Source organism: Shewanella sp. NKUCC06_TVS (genome assembly GCF_019345515.1).
Lineage (GTDB): Bacteria > Pseudomonadota > Gammaproteobacteria > Enterobacterales > Shewanellaceae > Shewanella > Shewanella oncorhynchi.
Window position 1 is genome coordinate 207,946 of the sequence record NZ_JAHKQX010000006.1, and the last position, 21,263, is coordinate 229,208.

17 protein-coding genes are annotated in these 21,263 nt (G+C 47.1%); 5 read left to right on the forward strand and 12 right to left on the reverse strand.

The window, feature by feature from the left end:
• Positions 1-257 precede the first annotated feature (257 nt).
• Positions 258-1,688, forward strand: coding sequence for a membrane-bound lytic murein transglycosylase MltF (gene mltF / locus KO531_RS09090; protein ID WP_219250957.1), 1,431 nt, complete (start codon positions 258-260; stop codon positions 1,686-1,688).
• A 469-nt stretch (positions 1,689-2,157) separates the two neighbouring features.
• Here mltF and tadA read toward each other — a convergent pair whose 3' ends face one another.
• From tadA to guaB, 3 genes are all read right to left on the reverse strand, one after another.
• Entirely contained in the window at positions 2,158-2,685 is a 528-nt protein-coding gene (tadA, locus tag KO531_RS09095) for a tRNA adenosine(34) deaminase TadA (protein ID WP_081729095.1), read from the reverse strand.
• 151 nt (positions 2,686-2,836) lie between these two features.
• Positions 2,837-4,414, reverse strand: coding sequence for a glutamine-hydrolyzing GMP synthase (guaA, locus tag KO531_RS09100; RefSeq protein WP_028761248.1), 1,578 nt, complete (start codon positions 4,412-4,414; stop codon positions 2,837-2,839).
• Between the two features lie 118 nt (positions 4,415-4,532).
• On the reverse strand, positions 4,533-5,999 hold the full coding sequence (gene guaB / locus KO531_RS09105) for an IMP dehydrogenase (protein WP_006085677.1): 1,467 nt from the start codon (positions 5,997-5,999) through the stop codon (positions 4,533-4,535).
• Positions 6,000-6,119: 120 nt separating this feature from the next.
• On the opposite strand from guaB, the gene xseA reads away from it, so the two are divergent.
• Complete coding sequence (gene xseA, locus KO531_RS09110) at positions 6,120-7,466, forward strand: exodeoxyribonuclease VII large subunit (RefSeq protein WP_219250958.1); 1,347 nt, start codon at positions 6,120-6,122, stop codon at positions 7,464-7,466.
• Between the two features lie 82 nt (positions 7,467-7,548).
• Here xseA and der read toward each other — a convergent pair whose 3' ends face one another.
• The 8 genes from der to KO531_RS09150 form a co-directional block, all read right to left on the reverse strand.
• Positions 7,549-9,015, reverse strand: coding sequence for a ribosome biogenesis GTPase Der (gene der / locus KO531_RS09115; protein WP_006082478.1), 1,467 nt, complete (start codon positions 9,013-9,015; stop codon positions 7,549-7,551).
• A gap of 79 nt (positions 9,016-9,094) precedes the next feature.
• On the reverse strand, positions 9,095-10,282 hold the full coding sequence (gene bamB, locus KO531_RS09120; protein ID WP_028761250.1) for an outer membrane protein assembly factor BamB: 1,188 nt from the start codon (positions 10,280-10,282) through the stop codon (positions 9,095-9,097).
• 11 nt (positions 10,283-10,293) lie between these two features.
• On the reverse strand, positions 10,294-10,914 hold the full coding sequence (locus tag KO531_RS09125) for a tetratricopeptide repeat protein (RefSeq protein WP_212601107.1): 621 nt from the start codon (positions 10,912-10,914) through the stop codon (positions 10,294-10,296).
• A gap of 13 nt (positions 10,915-10,927) precedes the next feature.
• The gene (gene hisS / locus KO531_RS09130) at positions 10,928-12,205 is read right to left on the reverse strand and encodes a histidine--tRNA ligase (RefSeq protein WP_219250959.1); all 1,278 of its coding nucleotides are present in this window, start codon (positions 12,203-12,205) and stop codon (positions 10,928-10,930) included.
• A 144-nt stretch (positions 12,206-12,349) separates the two neighbouring features.
• On the reverse strand, positions 12,350-13,465 hold the full coding sequence (ispG, locus tag KO531_RS09135) for a flavodoxin-dependent (E)-4-hydroxy-3-methylbut-2-enyl-diphosphate synthase (protein WP_105251894.1): 1,116 nt from the start codon (positions 13,463-13,465) through the stop codon (positions 12,350-12,352).
• A 48-nt stretch (positions 13,466-13,513) separates the two neighbouring features.
• Positions 13,514-14,584, reverse strand: coding sequence for a RodZ domain-containing protein (locus KO531_RS09140; RefSeq protein ID WP_219250960.1), 1,071 nt, complete (start codon positions 14,582-14,584; stop codon positions 13,514-13,516).
• On the reverse strand, positions 14,581-15,369 hold the full coding sequence (pilW, locus tag KO531_RS09145; protein ID WP_131523673.1) for a type IV pilus biogenesis/stability protein PilW: 789 nt from the start codon (positions 15,367-15,369) through the stop codon (positions 14,581-14,583). The genes KO531_RS09140 and pilW overlap by 4 nt, the downstream gene beginning before the upstream one ends.
• A gap of 32 nt (positions 15,370-15,401) precedes the next feature.
• Positions 15,402-16,523 (reverse strand): bifunctional tRNA (adenosine(37)-C2)-methyltransferase TrmG/ribosomal RNA large subunit methyltransferase RlmN, encoded by a 1,122-nt coding sequence (locus tag KO531_RS09150; RefSeq protein ID WP_028761256.1) that lies wholly within the window; start codon positions 16,521-16,523, stop codon positions 15,402-15,404.
• 151 nt (positions 16,524-16,674) lie between these two features.
• Between KO531_RS09150 and KO531_RS09155 the strand changes: the two genes are divergently transcribed.
• Positions 16,675-17,766, forward strand: coding sequence for a hemolysin family protein (locus KO531_RS09155; RefSeq protein WP_028761257.1), 1,092 nt, complete (start codon positions 16,675-16,677; stop codon positions 17,764-17,766).
• 144 nt (positions 17,767-17,910) lie between these two features.
• Positions 17,911-19,656, forward strand: a complete 1,746-nt coding sequence (locus KO531_RS09160) for a bifunctional metallophosphatase/5'-nucleotidase (RefSeq protein WP_219250961.1) — start codon at positions 17,911-17,913, stop codon at positions 19,654-19,656.
• Positions 19,657-19,740: 84 nt separating this feature from the next.
• Here the strand turns inward: KO531_RS09160 and KO531_RS09165 are convergent, their stop codons facing one another.
• The gene (locus KO531_RS09165; protein ID WP_168824535.1) at positions 19,741-20,634 is read right to left on the reverse strand and encodes a LysR substrate-binding domain-containing protein; all 894 of its coding nucleotides are present in this window, start codon (positions 20,632-20,634) and stop codon (positions 19,741-19,743) included.
• Between the two features lie 183 nt (positions 20,635-20,817).
• On the opposite strand from KO531_RS09165, the gene KO531_RS09170 reads away from it, so the two are divergent.
• Entirely contained in the window at positions 20,818-21,261 is a 444-nt protein-coding gene (locus KO531_RS09170; protein ID WP_219250963.1) for a DoxX family protein, read from the forward strand.
• Positions 21,262-21,263 lie beyond the last annotated feature (2 nt).

A 21,263-nucleotide genomic window follows, 5' to 3' on the forward strand; every position in this document is an offset into this window, starting at 1 on the left:
TATTATTGCAGGGGTCAGAGGTGGCGCTATTATAAGGAAATGTCTGTCACAAATCACCTGCGACCTTACGCAAAACAGTGTTTCCTGTGATATAAAAAGCCCAGTATTGTGTCGGCTGTACTTTCCCCCAGAATGATTTTTTTTCGAAATCGCAGACAAACGGATATAATCCCACCAATGTCAGCCAGTTCACCACTAATGCCCCACTGTTAACTCGCTATCTATAATATTGATTTTATTTACTATAAGTACATTTAATGACTCGATTTCTGTTCGCTCTTATCTTAGGTTCCCTACTGACTGCCTGTCAGCAGGTAACCGTGGACGAAACAGAATTCGTGCCGAAAAAATTAACTGAGCTAAGAGTCGGTACACTTTACGGCCCACAGATTTATATGACCTCGGGCCAAGGTGATAGCGGTTTCGATTACGATATGGCGGTATTGTTTGCCGAATACTTAAATGTGCCCTTAAAAATGGTGCCCTACACAAACCGTATCGAGCTGTACGAAGCCCTCAAAAAGAATGAAATCGATATTATTGCTGCAGGCATGACAGAAACGCCCACAAGGCGAGAACAGTTCCGCTTAGGTCCACCGCTATACCGAGTGAATCAAGTGTTGGTGTATCGCGAAGGCATGCCAACTCCAAAAGACATCAGCGACTTAAAAGGCAAGATCACCGTTATCGCCGACTCTTCCTTCGTCGAGACCTTGACCCAGTTACAAAAGCATTATCCAACGCTGGTGTGGGATCAAATTACCGACAAAGACAGTGAAGAGTTGTTGGCTATGATTGCCAACAAAGAAATTGACTACACTATCGCCGACTCCAGCAGCGTACAGATCAACCGTCGCTACTTGCCCGACTTGCGCTCAGGTCCTGTGCTAGAAGAAAAACTCGATGTGATCTGGCTGTTACCTCCCACTCACAGTGATGAACTTATGAGTAAATTGCTGGCCTTTTGGCACCAAGAGAAGCTTGCCGGTACGCTGGATCATCTCAACGAGAAATACTTTGGTCATGTAAAACGCTTCGATTATATTGATACTCGCGCATTTATCCGTGCCATTGAGACAGTATTGCCGCGTTATCGACAATTATTTGAAACCCATGCAGGCAATTTAGATTGGCGTAAACTGGCAGCAACCAGCTATCAAGAGTCACATTGGAATCCTAATGCCCGCTCGGCCACAGGAGTGCGTGGCATGATGATGTTGACTCAGCCAACCGCCAAAGAGATTGGGATCACCAACCGACTCGATGCCGAAGAAAGTATTCGCGGCGGCGCGGCGTATTTAAACGATATGATCAATCGCCTGCCAGAATCGATCCCCGAGAGTCAACGCATGTGGTTTGCGCTGGCCTCTTACAACATAGGATATGCCCATATTGAAGATGCACGTAAGCTTGCGGAATCGATGGAGTTAAATCCCAATGCTTGGCGAGATTTAAAAAAGGTACTACCGCTACTGCAAAAGCGTAAATATTATCAAAAAACACGTTATGGTTACGCCCGAGGCAGTGAAGCCGTTCATTACGTCGACAGCATCCGTCGCTACTATGACACGTTAGTCTGGGTGGATAATCAGTCGAAACAACCTGACCCCGATGATGACTCGAGCGACCTTACTGTGGAAGAACCCGTACTTCCAGCGGGAACGTTAAGCCCTGATCAACCTAAATAGCTTAACTCGTTAGCGCTCAGGTGCATGGGCCAAACGACAATCCAACAACTCACTTCTTATATATCAAGTACAGAGTTTTACGTAACAAGAACACCAACATAAAAACTCAAGATGTACGTAGATGTCTTCAACAAGGTCAGATACTAAGCAACAGGCAAGCTGAATTAAGGTTTATCAGCCTAACTCAAATTTGCGATGAAAAACATCGCTTAGTTCAGCTTATCTGACCAGTGCTATTGCTGCACTCCTGTGCAACTGCTACTGTCTTGGGTTATGACCTAAGATAAATCTCTGTAGGGCATCGATAATAACAATTAATGGGGTCAATATGAGAAGAAAAACCATCAACAATACCGTTGCGCGTCGTCGTACTTTGCTAAAAATTCGTCATCGCCGTATTTTAAATCGTCAAAAACTCTTCTTTACTTTTATTCAGTCTCAGGATTAATCCTGTCACGTTAATCGTCACTTACCCAATAGCTTGCTGCGCCTTTTGAGCCTGTTTCAGGGCTTTTTTCTCTTCCCTGCGACGTTTAAAAAAACGACTCAATTGCGCGCTACAAGCATCGGCCAGCACACCCGATGTCACTTCAACTTGGTGATTAAACGCCGGATGTTGCAGCAAATTCAGCACAGTACCCGCTGCACCCGTTTTCTCATCCCGAGCACCAAATACCACACGAGCAATTCTGCTATGCACCATAGCGCCCGCACACATAGCGCAAGGCTCGAGGGTAACATATAAAGTCGCATCTAAAAGACGATAGTTTTCGACCAAACGCCCTGCTTCCCGCAAACATAAAATTTCCGCATGGGCGCTAGGATCGTGTTGGCTAATGGATAAATTGTAACCCGTCGCAATCTGCTGACCGTCTTTGACCAATACCGCACCCACAGGCACTTCGCCCTCGGCTTCAGCTTTCTCGGCCATCAGCATCGCGACTTGCATCCAATGTTCATCTTGCTGAGATTGTTCGTCTTGTTGCGTTTGCACCACTTACACCTTATCTCTTTTAGCAAAAAATAAAGCCGGATTATATCAGTCAAGCACAGATATTTCACGGCTGAGCCATTCAACCTAAGTTAATCCATCAAACAACAAAAAAGGCGCACTCGGCGCCTTTTATTCGTTAATTCAAATAATTAACTTATTCCCATTCGATAGTCGCTGGCGGCTTGCCAGAGATATCGTAAACTACGCGAGAAATGCCATCGACTTCGTTAATGATGCGGTTTGATACGCGACCTAAGAAATCATAGGGCAGATGTGCCCAATGGGCTGTCATAAAATCGATTGTTTCAACTGCGCGCAGTGACACAACCCAGTCATATTTACGGCCATCGCCCATCACGCCAACTGAGCGTACAGGTAAGAACACGGTAAAGGCTTGGCTGACTTTATTGTACAGATCGGCTTTATGCAGTTCTTCGATAAAGATTGCATCGGCGCGGCGCAGCAAGTCACAGTATTCTTTTTTCACTTCACCTAATACGCGCACACCAAGACCGGGGCCTGGGAACGGGTGACGATAAAGCATGTTGTATGGCAGGCCTAACTCAAGACCAATTTTACGCACTTCATCTTTGAACAGTTCACGCAGAGGCTCGACTAAACCGAGCGCCATATCGGCTGGCAAACCGCCAACGTTATGGTGAGATTTAATCACATGTGCTTTGCCTGTGGCACTACCGGCAGATTCAATCACGTCTGGATAAATCGTGCCTTGCGCTAACCATTTGGCATTAGCGCATTTTTTCGATTCTTCATCGAAAATTTCCACGAATACGCGGCCGATGATCTTACGCTTAGCCTCTGGATCGGCTTCGCCTTTCATCGCATCGAGGAAACGGTTTTCCGCATCAACGTGAATAATATTCAGGCCGAAATGATCGCCAAACATTTCCATCACTTGCTCGGCTTCGTTCAAACGTAATAAACCGTTATCAACGAATACGCAGGTCAGTTTTTTGCCGATAGCGCGGTGCAGCAACATAGCCACAACAGAAGAATCAACACCGCCCGATAATCCTAAAATCACTTCATCATCACCGATTTGCTTCTTCAAGCGCTCAATCGCATCTTCGATGATAGAGGAGGGTTTCCAGTTAGCCGCACAGCCACAAATGTCTAAGGCAAAGTGCGATAACATGCGCATACCTTGGCGAGTGTGGGTCACTTCTGGGTGGAACTGTACGCCGAAGAATTGCTTCTCTTCGTTTGCCATAGCGGCAAATGGACAAGTGTCCGTTTTAGCGACCGCCACAAACCCTTCAGGAATAGCCGACACTTTATCGCCGTGGCTCATCCATACGTCGAGTAAGGGTTTGCCGTCACTGCTAACCGCATCTTCAATGCCTTTGAATAGCAATGAATCTGTCAGCATTTCAATTTGAGCGTAGCCGAATTCACCTTCGCCCACACCTTGGATCACTTTACCGCCCAACTGCTCAGACATAGTCTGCATGCCGTAACAAATGCCCAGTACCGGCACACCTGCGGTAAAGACGTATTCAGGCGCACGCGGCGAGTTTTCAGCCGTGACACTTTCTGGTCCGCCCGCAAGAATAATGCCGTTCGGGGCAAATTCGCGGATTTGGGCTTCGGTAACATCCCAAGCCCATAATTCACAGTAAACGCCGATTTCACGGATACGACGGGCAATCAGTTGAGTGTACTGGGATCCAAAATCGAGGATCAGTATCTTGTGCTCATGAATATCGCTCATGGGTAACCTTTATCTCATCTATTGTTTTAACATTGCTCAAAGCAGCGACTGCCAGCTTTAAGTATTGGATCATACGCTTTATAAAGAGGCGGCTTACGCCGCCCTTCTTATCAAACGATTAAGAACCTGAACGGTAGTTCGGCGCTTCTTTAGTGATAGTCACATCGTGTACATGGGACTCGCCCATGCCCGCTGAAGTCACTTTCACAAATTGGGCTTTTTCATTCAGCTCTAGAATGGTGGCGCAGCCCGTTAATCCCATACAAGAACGTAGGCCGCCCATATGTTGATGGATGATTTCCTTCAACTTACCTTTATAAGGCACACGCGCTTCTACACCTTCGGGGACTAACTTGTCTGCAGCATTGTCCGATTGGAAATAGCGGTCAGATGAACCTTGAGACATAGCGCCTAATGAACCCATACCACGGTAGGATTTATACGCACGGCCTTGATATAACTCAGTTTCACCTGGTGCTTCCTCAGTTCCCGCAAACATTGAGCCCGCCATGATGCAAGATGCACCCGCGGCTAATGCTTTGGCTAAATCGCCAGAGAAACGAATGCCGCCGTCGGCAATCACAGGAATACCTAGGCTCTTCATGGCTGCAGCGGCATCGGATACCGCGGTAATTTGTGGTACGCCCACGCCTGTCACGATACGAGTCGTACAGATAGAACCAGGGCCAATACCCACTTTAACTGCGTTAACACCCGCTTCGACTAAGGCTAATGCACCTTCTGCCGTGGCAACGTTACCGCCGATAATTTGCAAATCAGGATGTTTAGCGCGCGTTTCACGAATGCGTTGTAAAACGCCTTCGGAATGACCGTGGGAAGAATCGATAAGTAAAACGTCAACACCGGCTTTAACCAGAGCGTCAACACGCTCTTCATTACCAGCGCCCGCACCTACGGCGGCACCAACACGTAAACGGCCTAACTCATCTTTACAGGCATTCGGTTTACGTTCGGCTTTTTCGAAGTCTTTAACTGTGATGAGGCCTTTCAGCTTATAGTTATCATCAACCACAAGAACTTTTTCGATACGATGTGAGTGCATCAATTTTTGCACTTCATCTAATTTAGTGCCTTCGGCAACAGTGACTAAACGCGCTTTAGGCGTCATCACTTCTTCTACCGTTTTGCTCCAATCTGTCACGAAACGTACGTCACGACCAGTGATGATACCGACCAGCTCGTTGGCTTCGTTGACCACGGGATAACCCGCAAAACCATTCTTCAGTGTTAACACTTTCAGATCGGCTAAGGTCGTTGATGGGGTCACAGTCACAGGTTGTTGAACCACGCCCGCTTCGTAAATTTTTACTTTACGAACTTCTTCGGCTTGTTTTTCAATGCTCATGTTTTTATGAATAAAGCCTAAGCCGCCTTCCTGCGCCATCGCGATCGCAAGACGAGCTTCGGTAACTGTGTCCATAGCGGCAGACACAAGTGGGATATTCAATTCAATGGTATTGGTCAGGCGAGTTTTTAGAATGGCGGTATTTGGGAGTACAGTCGAATGCGCAGGAACAAGCAACACATCGTCAAAAGTAAGCGCTTCTTTAATTAAACGTAGCATATGCAACATCTCCCCAGTTGAGTAGGATTTAGAGGTGAAATATTGCGGCGGGATTATACCTTGCATATCGCCACTGGTAAATGGAAAATAGTAAATATCCCCATTTTATTGAGTTATTCGATGCAAGGCACCAAAAACAACATTTATACTGTCTCGCGGCTCAATGGTGAAGTCAGACAAATTCTCGAGGGACAACTGGGTAAAATTTGGCTTAATGGCGAAATATCCAACTTTTCCTCCCCCAGCTCAGGTCATTGGTATCTCACCTTAAAAGATCACTCTTCGCAGATCCGTTGCGCCATGTTTAAAGGCCGTAACCAAACGGTCAGCTTTAAGCCCATCAATGGTCAGCAAGTGCTGGTCAAAGGCGCGATCAGCGTGTATGAACCCAGAGGTGACTATCAATTATTAATTGAGTCCATGTTACCCGCAGGAGATGGATTACTCGCCCAGCAGTTCGATGCACTCAAGATGAAGCTCGCCGCCGAAGGATTATTCGCCGCCGACACCAAAAGATTGCTACCCAAAAATATTCAACGCATTGGCGTTATTACGTCACCTACGGGTGCGGCGATCCGTGATGTGTTACATGTATTGGCAAGGCGCGATCCTTCGATTGAAGTCATTATCTATCCGACCCAAGTTCAGGGCGAAACCGCGGCGCAGAGTATTTGTCAGGCAATCAATATCGCCAACCAACGTTTAGAAGTCGATGTATTACTGCTCACCCGCGGCGGCGGTTCGCTTGAGGATTTGTGGTGTTTTAACAGCGAAGCCCTCGCCCATACGATTTATAATAGCGCCCTGCCCATTGTCAGCGCCGTCGGCCACGAAGTTGATACGACTATCAGTGATTATGTTGCTGATATCCGCGCCCCAACACCCTCTGCGGGCGCGGAGCTATTATCACAAGACAGTGATAATAAGGCGCAAAAACTCGCCACAGCCTTATCGCGCCTGCAACAAAGCGCGAAACATTATCAGCTTAAACAAGAAAGACGACTTAGTTTGCTAGAGCACAGACTGCAACGCCAAGACCCTAAACGGACTTTACAGCAGTTCGAACAAAGATTCGATGAGATGCAATTACGACTGGAGTCCGCGCTGTCGAATCGCTTGCATCTGCTCAGCCGCCGTCAGCAGTTGCTCGCAAGCCGCCTTGAACAGCAATCTCCCAAGCATAAACTCGCCATTGAGGGTAACCGCCTAAGTTATCTTGCGAGCCGCTTACAGGATGCATTGCAGGACAAACTCAGCCAAAGTGAACAGCGGATGAAATACGCGGCCCATCAGCTTGAAACCGTCAGCCCGCTTGCCACTTTAAGCCGTGGTTACAGCATTACCACTGACATCCACCATCAAGTGGTCGACTCTGCCGATAAACTGGCCATAGGTGATAGTTTGCAGACCCGCTTGCGCCATGGACAAGTGATATCAACCGTCACTCAAATAAAACCGCTCGAATAAATCTACATGACGCTGAAATAGTCTTAAAACACAAAAGGAACCCTAAGGTTCCTTTTGTTTCAAATGTGTCTGGTAAAAAACACTATTTGGTTTTTCTGTCTTTGATATGGCTTTGTGCGCGCTTGCGGCGGCGCTCTTGGCTCATAGTCAATTTTTCAGTCTTGTTTTCAAATGGGTTATCACCCTCTTGGAAACGTAGCTGGATTGGCGTACCCACCACTTTCAACGAACGACGGAAGTAGTTCATCATGTAGCGCTTGTACGAGTCAGGCAGTCTACTCACTTGGTTACCGTGAATAACAACGATTGGCGGATTGTAACCACCGGCGTGAGCGTATTTAAGCTTCACACGGCGACCATTCACTAATGGTGGCTGGTGATCGTCCTGCGACATTTGCATGATACGTGTCAGCATAGAAGTGCTGACGCGGCGTGTAGCACTGTCGTAAGCTTCTTCAATCGATTCAAATAAATGGCCAACACCGGTACCGTGCAGCGCCGAAATAAAGTGAATACGGGCAAAGTCGATAAAACCAAGACGACGGTCAAGCTCGCTCTTCACGCGATCTTTAATGCCTTGGTCGATACCATCCCACTTGTTGACGGCAATAACCAAAGCGCGACCCGCATTGAGCGCGAAACCTAACAGACCCAAATCTTGCTCGGCGATACCTTCACGGGCATCGATGATAAGTAACACCACGTTAGCATCTTCAACTGCTTTCAAGGTTTTGATCACTGAGAATTTCTCAATGACTTGATGTACTTTACTGCGGCGACGAACACCCGCGGTATCGATAATCACGTATTCGCGACCTTCACGTTCCATTGGAATGTAAATACTGTCACGGGTAGTGCCGGGTTCATCGAATACCACGACACGCTCTTCACCTAGAATACGGTTAGTCAGGGTTGACTTACCGACGTTAGGTTTACCTATGATCGCCAGCTTGATAGGCAAATCTTGCAGACGCTTTTGCTCAGCTTCGGCTTCTTCTTCGGTATATTCACGCTCTTCAGTAACTTCGTCTTCACCTTGACGCACAATGCCCATCGCTTCGGCATAAGGGGTCAGCGCGTATTCGATCATATTGGTCACGCCGCGTCCTTGGGACGCCGCCATTTGGTAAACTTCACCAAGACCTAAAGACCAAAACTCGGCACAAGCAGAATCAGCATCAATACCGTCAACTTTGTTAGCAACCACAAAGGTGGTTTTTTCACGGCTACGTAAGTGCTGTGCAATCGACAGATCCGCAGCGGTTAAACCCGCACGCGCATCGGTCATAAATAAAACGACATCGGCCTCTTCAATGGCAGCAAGGGATTGCTCAGCCATTTTCGTCTCGATCCCTTCTTCAGTGCCATCGATACCGCCGGTATCGACCACAATGAACTCATAGCCGGATAAGAATGCTCGACCATATTTACGGTCACGTGTTAGGCCAGGAAAGTCAGCAACCAGCGCATCACGCGTGCGCGTAAGACGATTAAATAGGGTGGATTTACCGACGTTCGGCCGACCAACAAGGGCCACTACAGGGATCATGATTTTGCCTCTAAAAAACTTTTCAATAAAAAGCCCCCGGAACACACTTCCAGGGGCTCAGCAAGGATAACACTTTTAACTATGGAAGTGTTACAACAGCCAACTTTCCGCTGCGACCTTGAACATAGATTTTATCATCCACCACTAACGGCTGGCTGTATAATCCTGAGCTGTCCACTTGGACACGACCCACAATCGTCCCTGTACTGCGATCGATGAAGTGTAAATAACCTTCGAAATCACCCACAACTAAATAGTCTTTATATACAGCCGGAGATGTCAGAGTGCGGTTAGCTAACTCAGAATTACTCCACAGTTCCAAACCGTTACGTTTATCAACTGAGTAGATACGGCTGTGATCGTCAACTAAGTACAAGCTTAGGCCCGCTGATGCTAACTCGTTAAAGCTAGAATACTTACGTGTCCACACAACTCGACCCGTGCGCAGTTCCATCGACACTAAGTTACCGTTGTAGCTCACTGCATATAAGTTGTCGCCAAGGATCAAGGGCGTCATATCCACGTCGGCCATACGCGTAAACTCGTTACCGCCCGTTGGATTGTAAATCGCCTGTTCCCACGCAGCTTGACCATTGTTTTTAATCACAACAGCCACTTTGCCATCGGCGGTACCTATGAAGAAACCACCCGCTTCGTAAGCTGCAGAACCTGTACCGCGCAGGGTTAGATTCGGCAATTGCATTTCATACACCCACAGCTTAGCGCCAGTATCGACGTTAAACGCTTCGAGTGAACCAGAACTGGTACTGACCACCACGACGTCATCGGCCACAGTGGGAGCAGACAGTAATTCACCGCCCGCAACGACATGCCATAACACTTGACCATCTTCAGCGTTCAGTGCAGCAAGCAGCCCACTTTCACCACCTAAAAAGACTTTATTACGCGCAGCAGTCACACCAGCAGCAATACGCGCACCTTTATTTTTAGCTAAAGCGTTATCACGAAACTCTTCGCTGAAATCTTTAGTCCAAACGCGCTCGCCAGTGGCCTCATCGAAGGCAACCACTTCACCATAACGGTCGGCGGCAAAAATTTTTCCATAACTAACGGCGGGGGCGAGGCGAGAATAATAATCACCAACACCATTGCCGACAGAGGTGCTCCAACTCACTTCAGGAAACACTGTCGCCTGAATGGCAGTTAACTCACTTACCGGTTCTTCTTCAACATCGCTCGACGAACAGGCGGATAACATGGCCAGACTTAATCCAGCGGCTAGCAGGTTTTTGCACCAAGACTTCATCAAGGGATCCCTTATGCCTGATTTAGGCTATCAAGTTTGATTTTAAGCGCAGGGCTTGTCACCACACCACCATTGTCCATGGCAGCTTGATAAGCTGTTTTTGCCTTCTCAACTTCACCTTGACGAACTAATAAATCACCTTTCAACTCATCGCGCTGAGCAAAGAAAGCTTTATCTGTTACTTGATCTAAGGTCGCTAGAGCTGCATCAATTTGACCTTGCTCTGCTTGTACTCGTGCTAAACGCAAAGTCGCAATCACATCTAAACCAGCACCGGGTTTAGCCGCAATCACCTTGTTCAAAGCATCAATCGCTTTTGGATAATCCTTCGCTTCTACCGCAGTTTTGGCCACGATCAGTTCTAACAAGGCTTGATAGCCCTTTTGATCGTGATTTTTAGAAAACTCGGCAACACCTGCAAGCATTGCGGCTTCATCGGCAGATTTAGTGGTCAAATTTTGGAACGCTTTTGAAGCTTCTTCCGCTTGCGCCACTTTAACGTCAGAATAATAATTCCACGCATATAGGCCGCCTAAACCCACTACGGCACCGATTAAAATTGAATTTCCGTAATCTTTCCAGAACTGCTTGATAGCATCAACTTGTTGTTCTTCTGTGCTATAAATTTCCACGCGCACGTCCCCTTTATTTGATCAGTTCAGCCAAAAATGCGCCTAAGGCACTTCGAGCTACCCGTTGTTGTTCGATGTCATTGCGTAAATGTTTAACCGTAACCATACCTTCGGCAAGTTCATCTTCACCTATCAGTAGTGCCACACTCGCACCGCTTTTGTCGGCACGCTTTATTTGTTTCTTCACGTTACCGCCGCCACAGTGACTCATCACTTTAAGGTTTGGCAGTGCGTTACGTAATTCCTGCGCGACCTTGATGGCTTCAACCAGACAGCTATCACCCATGGCAGTGACATACACATCCACTTCTGGCGGAATATCTTTGGTCAGCTCTAAGGTTTCAAGCAGCAAGACGATGCGCTCTAAGCCCATAGCAAAACCGACCGCTGGAGTATCTTTACCACCTAACTGGGCGACTAAACCATCGTAGCGACCACCCGCAAGTACAGTACCTTGTGAGCCTAAACTAGATGTAACCCATTCAAATACAGTACGATTATAGTAATCTAAACCACGTACTAGACGCGGATTAATGGTGTATTTGATACCCACAGCGTCAAGTAGTTCACGTAATTGTGAAAAATGTGTCTTCGATTCTTCACCGAGAAAATCCATTAACTCTGGTGCATCAACCAATATGGCTTGGACATTTTGATCTTTTGAATCCAATACTCGCAGCGGATTGCTGTACATGCGACGCTTACTGTCTTCATCGAGCGCATCTTTATGCAGCTCTAAAAACGCTATTAAGGCATCACGATAAACAGCGCGCTCAGCAGGATCACCTAAGGTATTTAGCTCTAACGAGACGTGCTCGCTAATACCGAGTTTTTCCCACAGACGTGCCGATAGCATTAGGACTTCAGCATCAATATCAGCCGAGCCAATGCCATACACTTCAACGCCAAATTGGTTAAACTGACGATAACGGCCTTTTTGTGGGCGTTCGTGGCGGAACATAGGACCCATATACCAAAGACGTTGCTCTTGGTTATATAGCAGACCGTTTTCGTTACCTGCACGCACTGTCGACGCGGTACCTTCTGGGCGCAGCGTTAAGCTATCACCGTTATTATCTGCGAAGGTATACATTTCTTTTTCAACAATATCAGTTACTTCACCGATAGAGCGTTTAAAAAGATCGGTATTTTCCACTATTGGAGTGCGGATTTCGCTGTAACCGTAAGCACTGACGCTCGAACGTAGTACCGCTTCCACTTTTTGCCATAGAGGACTTTGAGTTGGCAGAATGTCATTCATTCCGCGAATCGCTTGGATCTGTTTTGCCACTGTATCGACTCGTCCGATTTCGCTAAATTAATAAAAATGTCACGCATTATAGGCTTTTGAGCGTAAAACGTAAAACGACCCCGTCGGTTTCGGGGCCTAGCTCAACATCATTAGGCGTAATCTATGCCCAAATGCGGGTACATATTACTCAGTTGTATCTTTGATTTGAATACGATTCGCCATTTGACTGGCTTTTGCGCGAATTTTCGCTTCGAGGGAATCGACAATGTTGTCGTTGTCAAAACGTTCTTTTTGACGTTCACCCTCATCATAGTAACCGCTCTTATTGTGCCCACCAGTTAAACCGATGTGCGACACTAAGGCTTCACCTGGGCCGTTAACTACGCAGCCGATAATAGACACATCCATGGCGGTAGTCACGTCTTCGAGGCGACGCTCTAACTCATTGACTGTACTGATCACATCGAACTCTTGACGAGAACAAGATGGACAGGCAATGAAGTTGATGCCACGGCTACGAATACGCAGCGACTTTAAAATGTCAAAACCGACTTTGATTTCTTCGACCGGATCAGCGGCCAAGGAAATACGTAGGGTATCACCTATGCCTTCGGCCAATAACATGCCTAAGCCTACGGCCGATTTCACTGAACCCGCGCGCGCGCCACCTGCTTCGGTAATGCCTAAATGCAAGGGTTGACGAATTTGTTTCGCTAATAAACGGTAGGATTCGACCGCTAAAAATACATCGGAGGCTTTAACGCTGACCTTGAACTGATCAAAGTTCAATCTGTCCAGAATATCCACATGGCGCATAGCTGATTCAAGCAAGGCTTCAGGTGTGGGTTCTTTGTACTTGTCCATTAGATCTTTCTCTAATGAACCACCATTCACACCAATACGGATGGGAATATTATGGTCACGGGCACATTCCACCACGCTACGAATACGCTCTTCATTGCCTATATTGCCCGGATTGATTCGAAGGCAATCGACACCGTACTCGGCAACTTTTAGAGCAATGCGATAATCAAAATGAATGTCGGCCACTAAAGGAACATTGACCGCTTGCTTAATGAGCTTAAAGGCTTCAGCCGCATCCATAGTGGGTACAGAGATACGCACTATATCGGCACCGACTTTCTCTAAGGCACGAATTTGAGCAATTGTCGCTTCAACATCTGTGGTCTTAGTATTGGTCATTGACTGAACAGCAATCGGCGCCCCATCACCAATCGGTACATTACCCACATAAATGCGGGTGGAAGGACGTCTTTTTATGGGAGTTTCATTATACATGCTTAATACGCTCTATTTCGGTACGTGCTGCAGATCATTACGCGGTCGTTAGGCTTTAGGCAAGGTTAAACGCGCGACTCGTCCCTTGGGGAAATCCGCTAGGCTAACAATTTGTCCATCTAAGCTTAAAGTCGCTACATGGGGCGCACCTAAAATGACTTTAAACGGCGGTACACCGCTCACTTGCACTGTTGCGCCAGCGCCTTTAACACCATCGACTAACGCTTTACCTTTAGCATCAACAATGTTTATCCAGCAATCACCCGTCAACTGGACATCTATAATCGATTGTCCTGCAACAGCAACTAAAGTACTTGCTGCAGTGGCAGTGGTCGTTGATGTTGTGGTCGGTGAAGGCGTTGCACTAACAGGCTGTTGGACCACAGGAGCTGTCGTTTGCGGAACCGATGGCGTTGTCGTAGTGGCTGCGATTGCTGAACCGCCATCTTCATTACTCGTATCAACGGTCTGAGGATAATTATTGTCCGTTGGTCCTGTGCTGACATCAATAGTGCTTGCATCTGTATCTTTAATTGGACCATCGATAGACATTGAGCCGTTTGCGGCAATCTCAGTCAAACGAGGACTGGCATCCGTTTCGGTCAATAACACATCACCTGGCAGCGTCTGATTCGCTGCTGCGACCTCTTCAGCCGTGGGTTGCGACACATCAATAGTGCTCAGCAAGGTCGTTTTTTGCATCCACCAGACGACTAACGAACCGAGTAACACTATGACGATAAAAATACTCAGCCAAGTTAAACGTGTATCGCGAGCTTGATATGTGGTTTTGCGTGAAAAACTTTGCATTGCAGGCTCAGTCACAACTGGCACTTGCTGCACAAGACAAGCTTCAATCAAAGCCGCATCGGCACTGACCATACGCGCGTAGTTTTTCACATAGCCACGTACATAAGTCGATGAGGCAATATTTGTAAAATTGTCAGCTTCAATATCTTCAATAATACGAGGACGTAGATGCAGCTTTACAGCGGCATCTTGAATACTAAGGCCCATTTTTTCGCGGGCGGCTTTTAATAAAGTACCAAGCGTGACATCTAGCGCGACTGATTGCGGTGCTACCGACTCAACTGGCGCATTGGTTTCATGATCTTTCATTGATGCAAATTAACTCTGTATTGCTTGGCCTGAGGTGATGCTGGGAATTTGGCAAGCAATAAAATACCAAATCTCTTCACAGCGGCATCATCATTCACTGCCTGCTCTATTTTGATCCCGAGCGCTAAACTTTCTGGAGTTTGCTCAGCCACTTGGTGATAGCGCGCTAATTGGTTTCGCGCCTGAATAAAATCACCTTGATCGACTTCTAACTCTGCCAACTCCAGTAATGACACCGAGCGTCTCGGGTCATACTTTAACGCCATCTGAAAATACTGTCGTGCCTTTTCTGCTTGTCCTGCTTCGCGACTACAAAGACCTAAGTTCTCATAGCTTGAGGCAGTGCGCGTATATTTGGGCATTTCAATTGCGGCCAAAAACATTTTTTCAGCTTTGTTGTATTGCTTTTGTTGGCACAAAAACACCCCGAAATTATTCATGGAATCGCCAGAGGCGTCCTTAGTACTAATGGCATTCATGTACGACTCTTCGGTACGCACTAAATCGCCCACGGTTTGATAGTAATAAGCCAGAGCGGTATGCACATCTTCGAGCTCTGGAGCATATTCTAATGCTTTATCAAGATTGTATTTGGCTTGTTCCGTGCTACCTCGATTTAAATAGGTTAAACCGAGCTGCATCCGCTCTCTTGCGGCGGCGACTTTGTCTAACTTTCGTTCCGAAACAGGAATATCTGTCCCAGTATAAGTACGCTCAGTGACGCATCCTGCCATCAATAACGACAGGCTTAAAATCAACGAAAACCTTGGCAATCCATGCTTCATGGGCAAGCCTATAAATCTGTGCAAACAAAGAGTTAATTCATTGTGACTGAAATCTGGTTTTCTTGCATGCGTTTTTTCGCTAAACGTTTCGTTCTGTCGCGAATATCACCTGCTAACTGACCGCAAGCGGCATCGATGTCATCTCCACGGGTTTTACGTACGATGACAGTAAAACCGTATTCCATAAGAACCTTAGAAAAACGGTCGATACGTGAATTAGATGAGCGGCCATAAGGCGAGCCAGGATACGGATTAAATGGGATCAGATTTACCTTACAAGGTGTATCTTTCATTAACTTAGCTAACTCATGGGCTTGGTCTGTGCTGTCGTTGATATGATCTAGCATCACATATTCAACCGTCACGCGGCCGCGGTTAGCATTTGATTTAGCAATATAGCGACGAATACCCGCTAAAAACTCATCCAGCGGATACTTTTTATTGATCGGGACCAGAATGTCACGCAACTCATCATTGGGAGCATGAATACTGACAGCAAGTGCCACATCGATGGCATCGCCCAGTTTATCTAACGCTGGCACTACGCCTGAGGTTGATAAAGTCACGCGGCGCTTTGATAAACTAAAACCAAAATCATCGAGCATGATGTCCATCGCAGGGATCACATTGGCTAAATTGAGTAATGGCTCACCCATGCCCATCATCACGACGTTAGTGATCGGACGCTCGCCCGTGTCTTTTGCAAATCCTAAAAAGTGCGACACGCGCCAGATTTGGCCGACGATTTCAGAAACCGTTAAGTTACGGTTAAAACCTTGCTGACCCGTCGAACAGAAAGTACATTCCAGCGCACAGCCAACCTGTGAAGATACACACAAGGTCGCACGATCATCCTCAGGAATATAAACCGTTTCCACTTCTTGGCCTTGGCCAACATTGATTGCAAATTTTATCGTACCATCGGTCGATTTTTGGAAACTCGAAATTTCTGGTGCAACGATCTCGCAGCGGGCCGCCAACTTTTGACGTAACACTTTGTTGATGTTGGTCATCTCTTCGAAGTCACTGACACCGAAATGATATAGCCATTTCATGAGCTGATCGGCACGAAAGGGTTTTTCACCCATTTCCGCAAATAATGCGCGCATCGCCTTACGATCAAGGTCTAATAAATTGATCTTCTTTTCACTCATATAGCTAACCTCAACACCAAAAACCGGATCCTGCAACAGGGCGGCGAATTATACAGACGCAAATAAATTTTAGCCAGTAACTCAATTCACCTATGATAGAATCTCCAAGGGCTAATATTGGCCTAAAATACGGAGTTGTAATTCCACCTATATGTTAACCCTCATCATTATAGTGCTTGTCGCTGTTGCTGTTTCTTTTCTGTGCAGTGTGTTCGAAGCTGTTCTGTTATCGGTTACCCCAAGTTATATCGCATCACTCGAACAAACTGACAGTGCCGCAGCCGCGCGCTTGCGTAGATTGAAAGAGAATGTCGAAGCCCCTTTGGTGTCAATCCTTACCCTAAATACTATCGCTCATACCGTCGGTGCCGCCGTTGCAGGTGCGCAAGCGGCTAAAGTATTTGGTGACGATATGTTAGGTGTTTTCTCGGGCGTATTAACCTTTATTATCCTGTTTTTCTCAGAAATCATTCCTAAATCATTGGGTGCAAACCATTGGCGTCGCCTCGCACCAAGTGTTTCTGTTGCCGTGCTGTGGATGAAGCGTACCACTAAACCGCTGATCTGGATGTCACAGCAAGTCACTCGCCTAATGGGCAAAGGTGATGAAGGCCACTACATACGCCAAGAGATGAGTGCTATGGCCAAAATTGGCCATGAATCCGGTGAGCTTGATGAGCAAGAGTCAAAAATTCTGACGCAAATGCTGAAGGTGCGAGATATGCCAGTTACGGCGATCATGACACCACGCACTGTGATGTTTTCTTTGCCCATAGATCTCACCCAAAATGAGTTTGTGCGCCAATACCGCGACAAGCCTTTTACCCGAATTCCAGTTTACGACCAAGATCATGATGATGTGATTGGTTACATTACCCGCACCGATGTATTGCTAGCAGAGCGTTACACGCCAGAAGCACCGATTGGTGAACTTAAACGAAGTTTATTTGTGGTGCCTGAAACCGCAAAAATTCTGCCACTTTTTGAGCGTATGATTAAGCGTAACACCCAAATTGCGATGGTGGTCGACGAGTACGGCAGTAGCCAAGGAATCGTAACTCAAGAAGATATTATCGAATCTATGTTAGGATTAGAGATTGTCGATCTAAACGACCCAGCGACCGATATGCAGCAATTGGCACGTAAACTTTGGACTAAGCGCATGAAGCAAAAAGGCATTCGCCTATCCGATGACGGTGATTTTGAAGCCGCATCCGATGATGACGAAGCCAAATCCGGCTGAAGGCTAACCAAGTTTAGTGCTTGTTAATATAAAGGGAGCCTAGCTCCCTTTATTCTTTTAGAATGCGGATGACTCAGAACCCTCTGAAACTCGCATTTTCAGGTTGCTTGGGTATATACTCACCCGCCGTAATAGAGGTAAGTTATGACACAGAGCTACACACTCTCACTCGCGCACATTAATGACACCCATTCGAATTTTGAACCCTGCCGCGTCCAATTTAGCCTTAACATAGGCCAACATAAGCTAGATGTGACCAGCCATAGCGGTGGTTATGCCCGCATCGGCCATCACATCACAAAAGCGCGTCACACCGCTGCACAAACTAATACGCCTTTTATTTTCCTGCATGGTGGTGACAGCTTCCAGGGCACGCTGTATTTCAGCCATTTTAAAGGTAAGGCCAACGCCCACTTACTCAATCTGTTGGCACCTGATGCTATGGTCATTGGCAACCACGATATCGATGAAGGTAACGCCAGACTTGCCGAGTTTGCCAAGCAAATTGATTTCCCATTGCTTGCGGGCAATATGGATTTAAGCCAAGAAGATCTCAACAAACCCGGTTGTCTGCGGGGTTTGCCTAATATCTTGGATTATGATCATGAGCAAAAACGCGCGAAATACCTGCTTAAGCCCTTCCACGATAAGACATTAGCCATTGTCGGTATTACCTTAGATCAGATGAAAGAGATCGCTCGTCCCGATCCCGACACCCATTTTGTCGATGCTATCGCCACTACCGCGCGCACGGTTGAGCACCTTAAAAATCAAGGTATTAAGCATATTATCGTGCTCAGTCACTTAGGCTTAGATCAGGATAAACGCCTCGCGGCCGAAGTCGATGGTATTAGCCTTATCGTCGGCGGTCACACGCATACGCTACAGGGGGATTTTCGCGCCTTAGGTTTGAGCAACCTGCCCTACGGTGAAGTCATCAATAACACGCCCATAGTGCATGCGGGTAAGTATGCCGAAGTCGTCGGCTTGGCCGAGGTAGTATTTGACGCTGAAGGTAAAATGCTGAGCTTAACAGGCGGCAACTACTTCATGCTAGATCAACACTTTATCTTAAGTGCTAACACGGCAGTCGATAACCAAGATTACCAAGCTGTGCGCCAGCAGCTTAATCAGCATCCGAATATCTTTTGGGATGATGCCGATGCCGATATCGATGGCGTGATCCGAGATATCTACAAACCCGCTATCGCAGAGATGGAAAACAAAGTGTTAGCACTGGTGCCGAAGAACTTAGTCCATACCCGCTTACCCTCTAAAGCCCTGCCCCACGGCAGTGAAATAGCCCCTTGGGTGAGTCGCAGCATGTTCCAAGAAGCCAAACTGGTCGACCCTAGGGTGAACTTTGCTCTGCATAATGCCGGCGGTGTACGCCAGTCAGTGGCCCAAGGTCAGTTGACGCTAGCGGATGTGATGGGGCAGTTGCTGCCCTTCGAATTGCCATTAGTTAAATATGAAATTCAAGGCCAGTTCCTCTATCAAGCGCTCGAATCGGCGATTAACGCGGCAACCAACAACAGTGTCCGTGGTACAGGTGCTGGAAGCTTCCCCTACACTTACGGCCTACGGTATTACTACGATGGGCGACGCCCACTGGGTGAGCGTTTATTTAGATTGGAGATGATGCAGCAGGACAGCCAATCACTATGGTATCCCGTTGAACCTGAGTCACTTTACGTAGGAGTTTCAACATCTTATACCGCCGCTGGTAAAGAAGGTTATTCTCCATTGCTGCAAGCCCGCTGGCAGGAGTCGATGGAGTCACTGACTTTGCCACAGGCCTTTATTCGATTCTTGAATCGCTCACCGAATCTGTCTGATTTATTGTCACAGCATGTGCATTACACCAGCCACAGCCAACGTATAGGTTAGGCGCTATGCTCCTCATGGCGTAAGCATTAATGCTGTGAGGAACAAAGTGAGTGGCTGCTTACAAAGCACTAACCAAACCTGAGCTTAAAATTGCCAATCACATTGCGGTAAACGTGCAGTAAACCAATCCTGCGCCTTGCCTTCAGCATATTTACGCCATGCCATAAACACAGCTTGAGTTGGGCGCGGCATTTCCACATGACAAGCCACTAGGCTTCCCGCCGCCAACGCATCTAAGATCAAGTGCTTTGGAATGTAACCCACACCTAATCCCAATTGCTGCGCCTTAATTTTGGTCTGCATGTTCGGCACACGGATCACTTGGCGACTATCAAATAAACCACTTGATCGCTGTGCTAGGGCAGTCGAACTATCTGCCACCACAATAGAAGGAAATTGCAGCAATGCCTCGGTCGGAATTGGACCTGCATGTTGCGCCAATGGGTGCGCGGGATTTAAAGCAAATACAAACTCCAACTCCCCAATTTCAACCACATGATATTGGCCTTTGGGCAACTCCCCTGTTACGCCGATAGCGATATCGGCACGGCCAGAATAGAGCGCATCCCAGCCACCACCTAAGGACTCTTCGCTGATATTCACAGTCACTTGCTTACCCAGCTCAGTAAACTCACCAATCAACTGCAGCAGAGGTAAATCCGGCACCACTGTATCTATAGCTAAGGTCAATGAAGACTCCCAGCCTGTCTCGAGTTGACGCACCGCCTCTTCGAGCCTTGATGTTGCCGCAAGGATTTCTCGGCCTTGGCGCAGTACAAGTTGACCGACTAAGGTCAGCTCGGCGCGCTGGCCCTTACGTTCAAATAATTTTGTGCCTAAATCGCTTTCCAGTTTCTGCACTGTGTAGGTCAGTGCCGACGGCACCCGAAACAAGGACTCGGCAGCAGCGGAAAAACTGCCTTTTTTATCAATGGCATCGAGCACGATTAATCCATCAAGACTAATAGATGGCAACATATAAACCTCATATTCAAATTATTTGAAATGGAAATTGAAAATGTTCCGATTTTCTTTGCCAAAGGTCAAGTCTACACTGCTTAGCAATGGAGAAGTTCTTCGGAACTGCAGCCAAACTGACTTAAGACTGAGTGAACAATACCCTTAACTATTCGTTAAATAATTTGAAATGAGGAATATCCCATGAAAGCACTGATCACAAAAACACTGAAATCAGCCCCGAGTTTTGCCCCACTGGCACTGCGCATTCCTATCGGGATCATCTTAATCGCCCATGGTTCACAAAAACTGTTTGGCTGGTTTGGCGGTTACGGCTTAGAAGGCACTGGACAATGGATGGCATCCATTAGTTTGACACCAGGTTACTTAATGGCATTGATGGCAGGTTCAAGTGAATTCTTCGGCGGCCTGTTCCTATTGCTCGGCCTACTGACTCGCCCAACGGCCCTCGTCTTGTCATTCACTATGGTTGTGGCGATTTTCTCGGTACATATAGGCAACGGTCTGTTCCTTGCCAATAACGGCTACGAATTTGGTCTCGCCCTATTAGCAGCCACAGTCTCATTGACGGTATCAGGTGCAGGCAAATTCGCTGTAGATAACCTATTCGCTAACCGCATCAAATAAAG

Coding starts and splice junctions, on each gene's coding strand:
- KO531_RS09150 (WP_028761256.1), bottom strand. CDS start 16,523: ATGAGTGAAAAGAAGATCAATTTATTAGACCTTGATCGTAAGGCGATG.
- mltF (WP_219250957.1), top strand. CDS start 258: ATGACTCGATTTCTGTTCGCTCTTATCTTAGGTTCCCTACTGACTGCC.
- ispG (WP_105251894.1), bottom strand. CDS start 13,465: ATGTATAATGAAACTCCCATAAAAAGACGTCCTTCCACCCGCATTTAT.
- der (WP_006082478.1), bottom strand. CDS start 9,015: ATGATCCCTGTAGTGGCCCTTGTTGGTCGGCCGAACGTCGGTAAATCC.
- KO531_RS09170 (WP_219250963.1), top strand. CDS start 20,818: ATGAAAGCACTGATCACAAAAACACTGAAATCAGCCCCGAGTTTTGCC.
- KO531_RS09155 (WP_028761257.1), top strand. CDS start 16,675: ATGTTAACCCTCATCATTATAGTGCTTGTCGCTGTTGCTGTTTCTTTT.
- KO531_RS09140 (WP_219250960.1), bottom strand. CDS start 14,584: ATGAAAGATCATGAAACCAATGCGCCAGTTGAGTCGGTAGCACCGCAA.
- KO531_RS09160 (WP_219250961.1), top strand. CDS start 17,911: ATGACACAGAGCTACACACTCTCACTCGCGCACATTAATGACACCCAT.
- bamB (WP_028761250.1), bottom strand. CDS start 10,282: ATGAAGTCTTGGTGCAAAAACCTGCTAGCCGCTGGATTAAGTCTGGCC.
- guaA (WP_028761248.1), bottom strand. CDS start 4,414: ATGAGCGATATTCATGAGCACAAGATACTGATCCTCGATTTTGGATCC.
- xseA (WP_219250958.1), top strand. CDS start 6,120: ATGCAAGGCACCAAAAACAACATTTATACTGTCTCGCGGCTCAATGGT.
- guaB (WP_006085677.1), bottom strand. CDS start 5,999: ATGCTACGTTTAATTAAAGAAGCGCTTACTTTTGACGATGTGTTGCTT.
- KO531_RS09165 (WP_168824535.1), bottom strand. CDS start 20,634: ATGTTGCCATCTATTAGTCTTGATGGATTAATCGTGCTCGATGCCATT.
- pilW (WP_131523673.1), bottom strand. CDS start 15,369: ATGAAGCATGGATTGCCAAGGTTTTCGTTGATTTTAAGCCTGTCGTTA.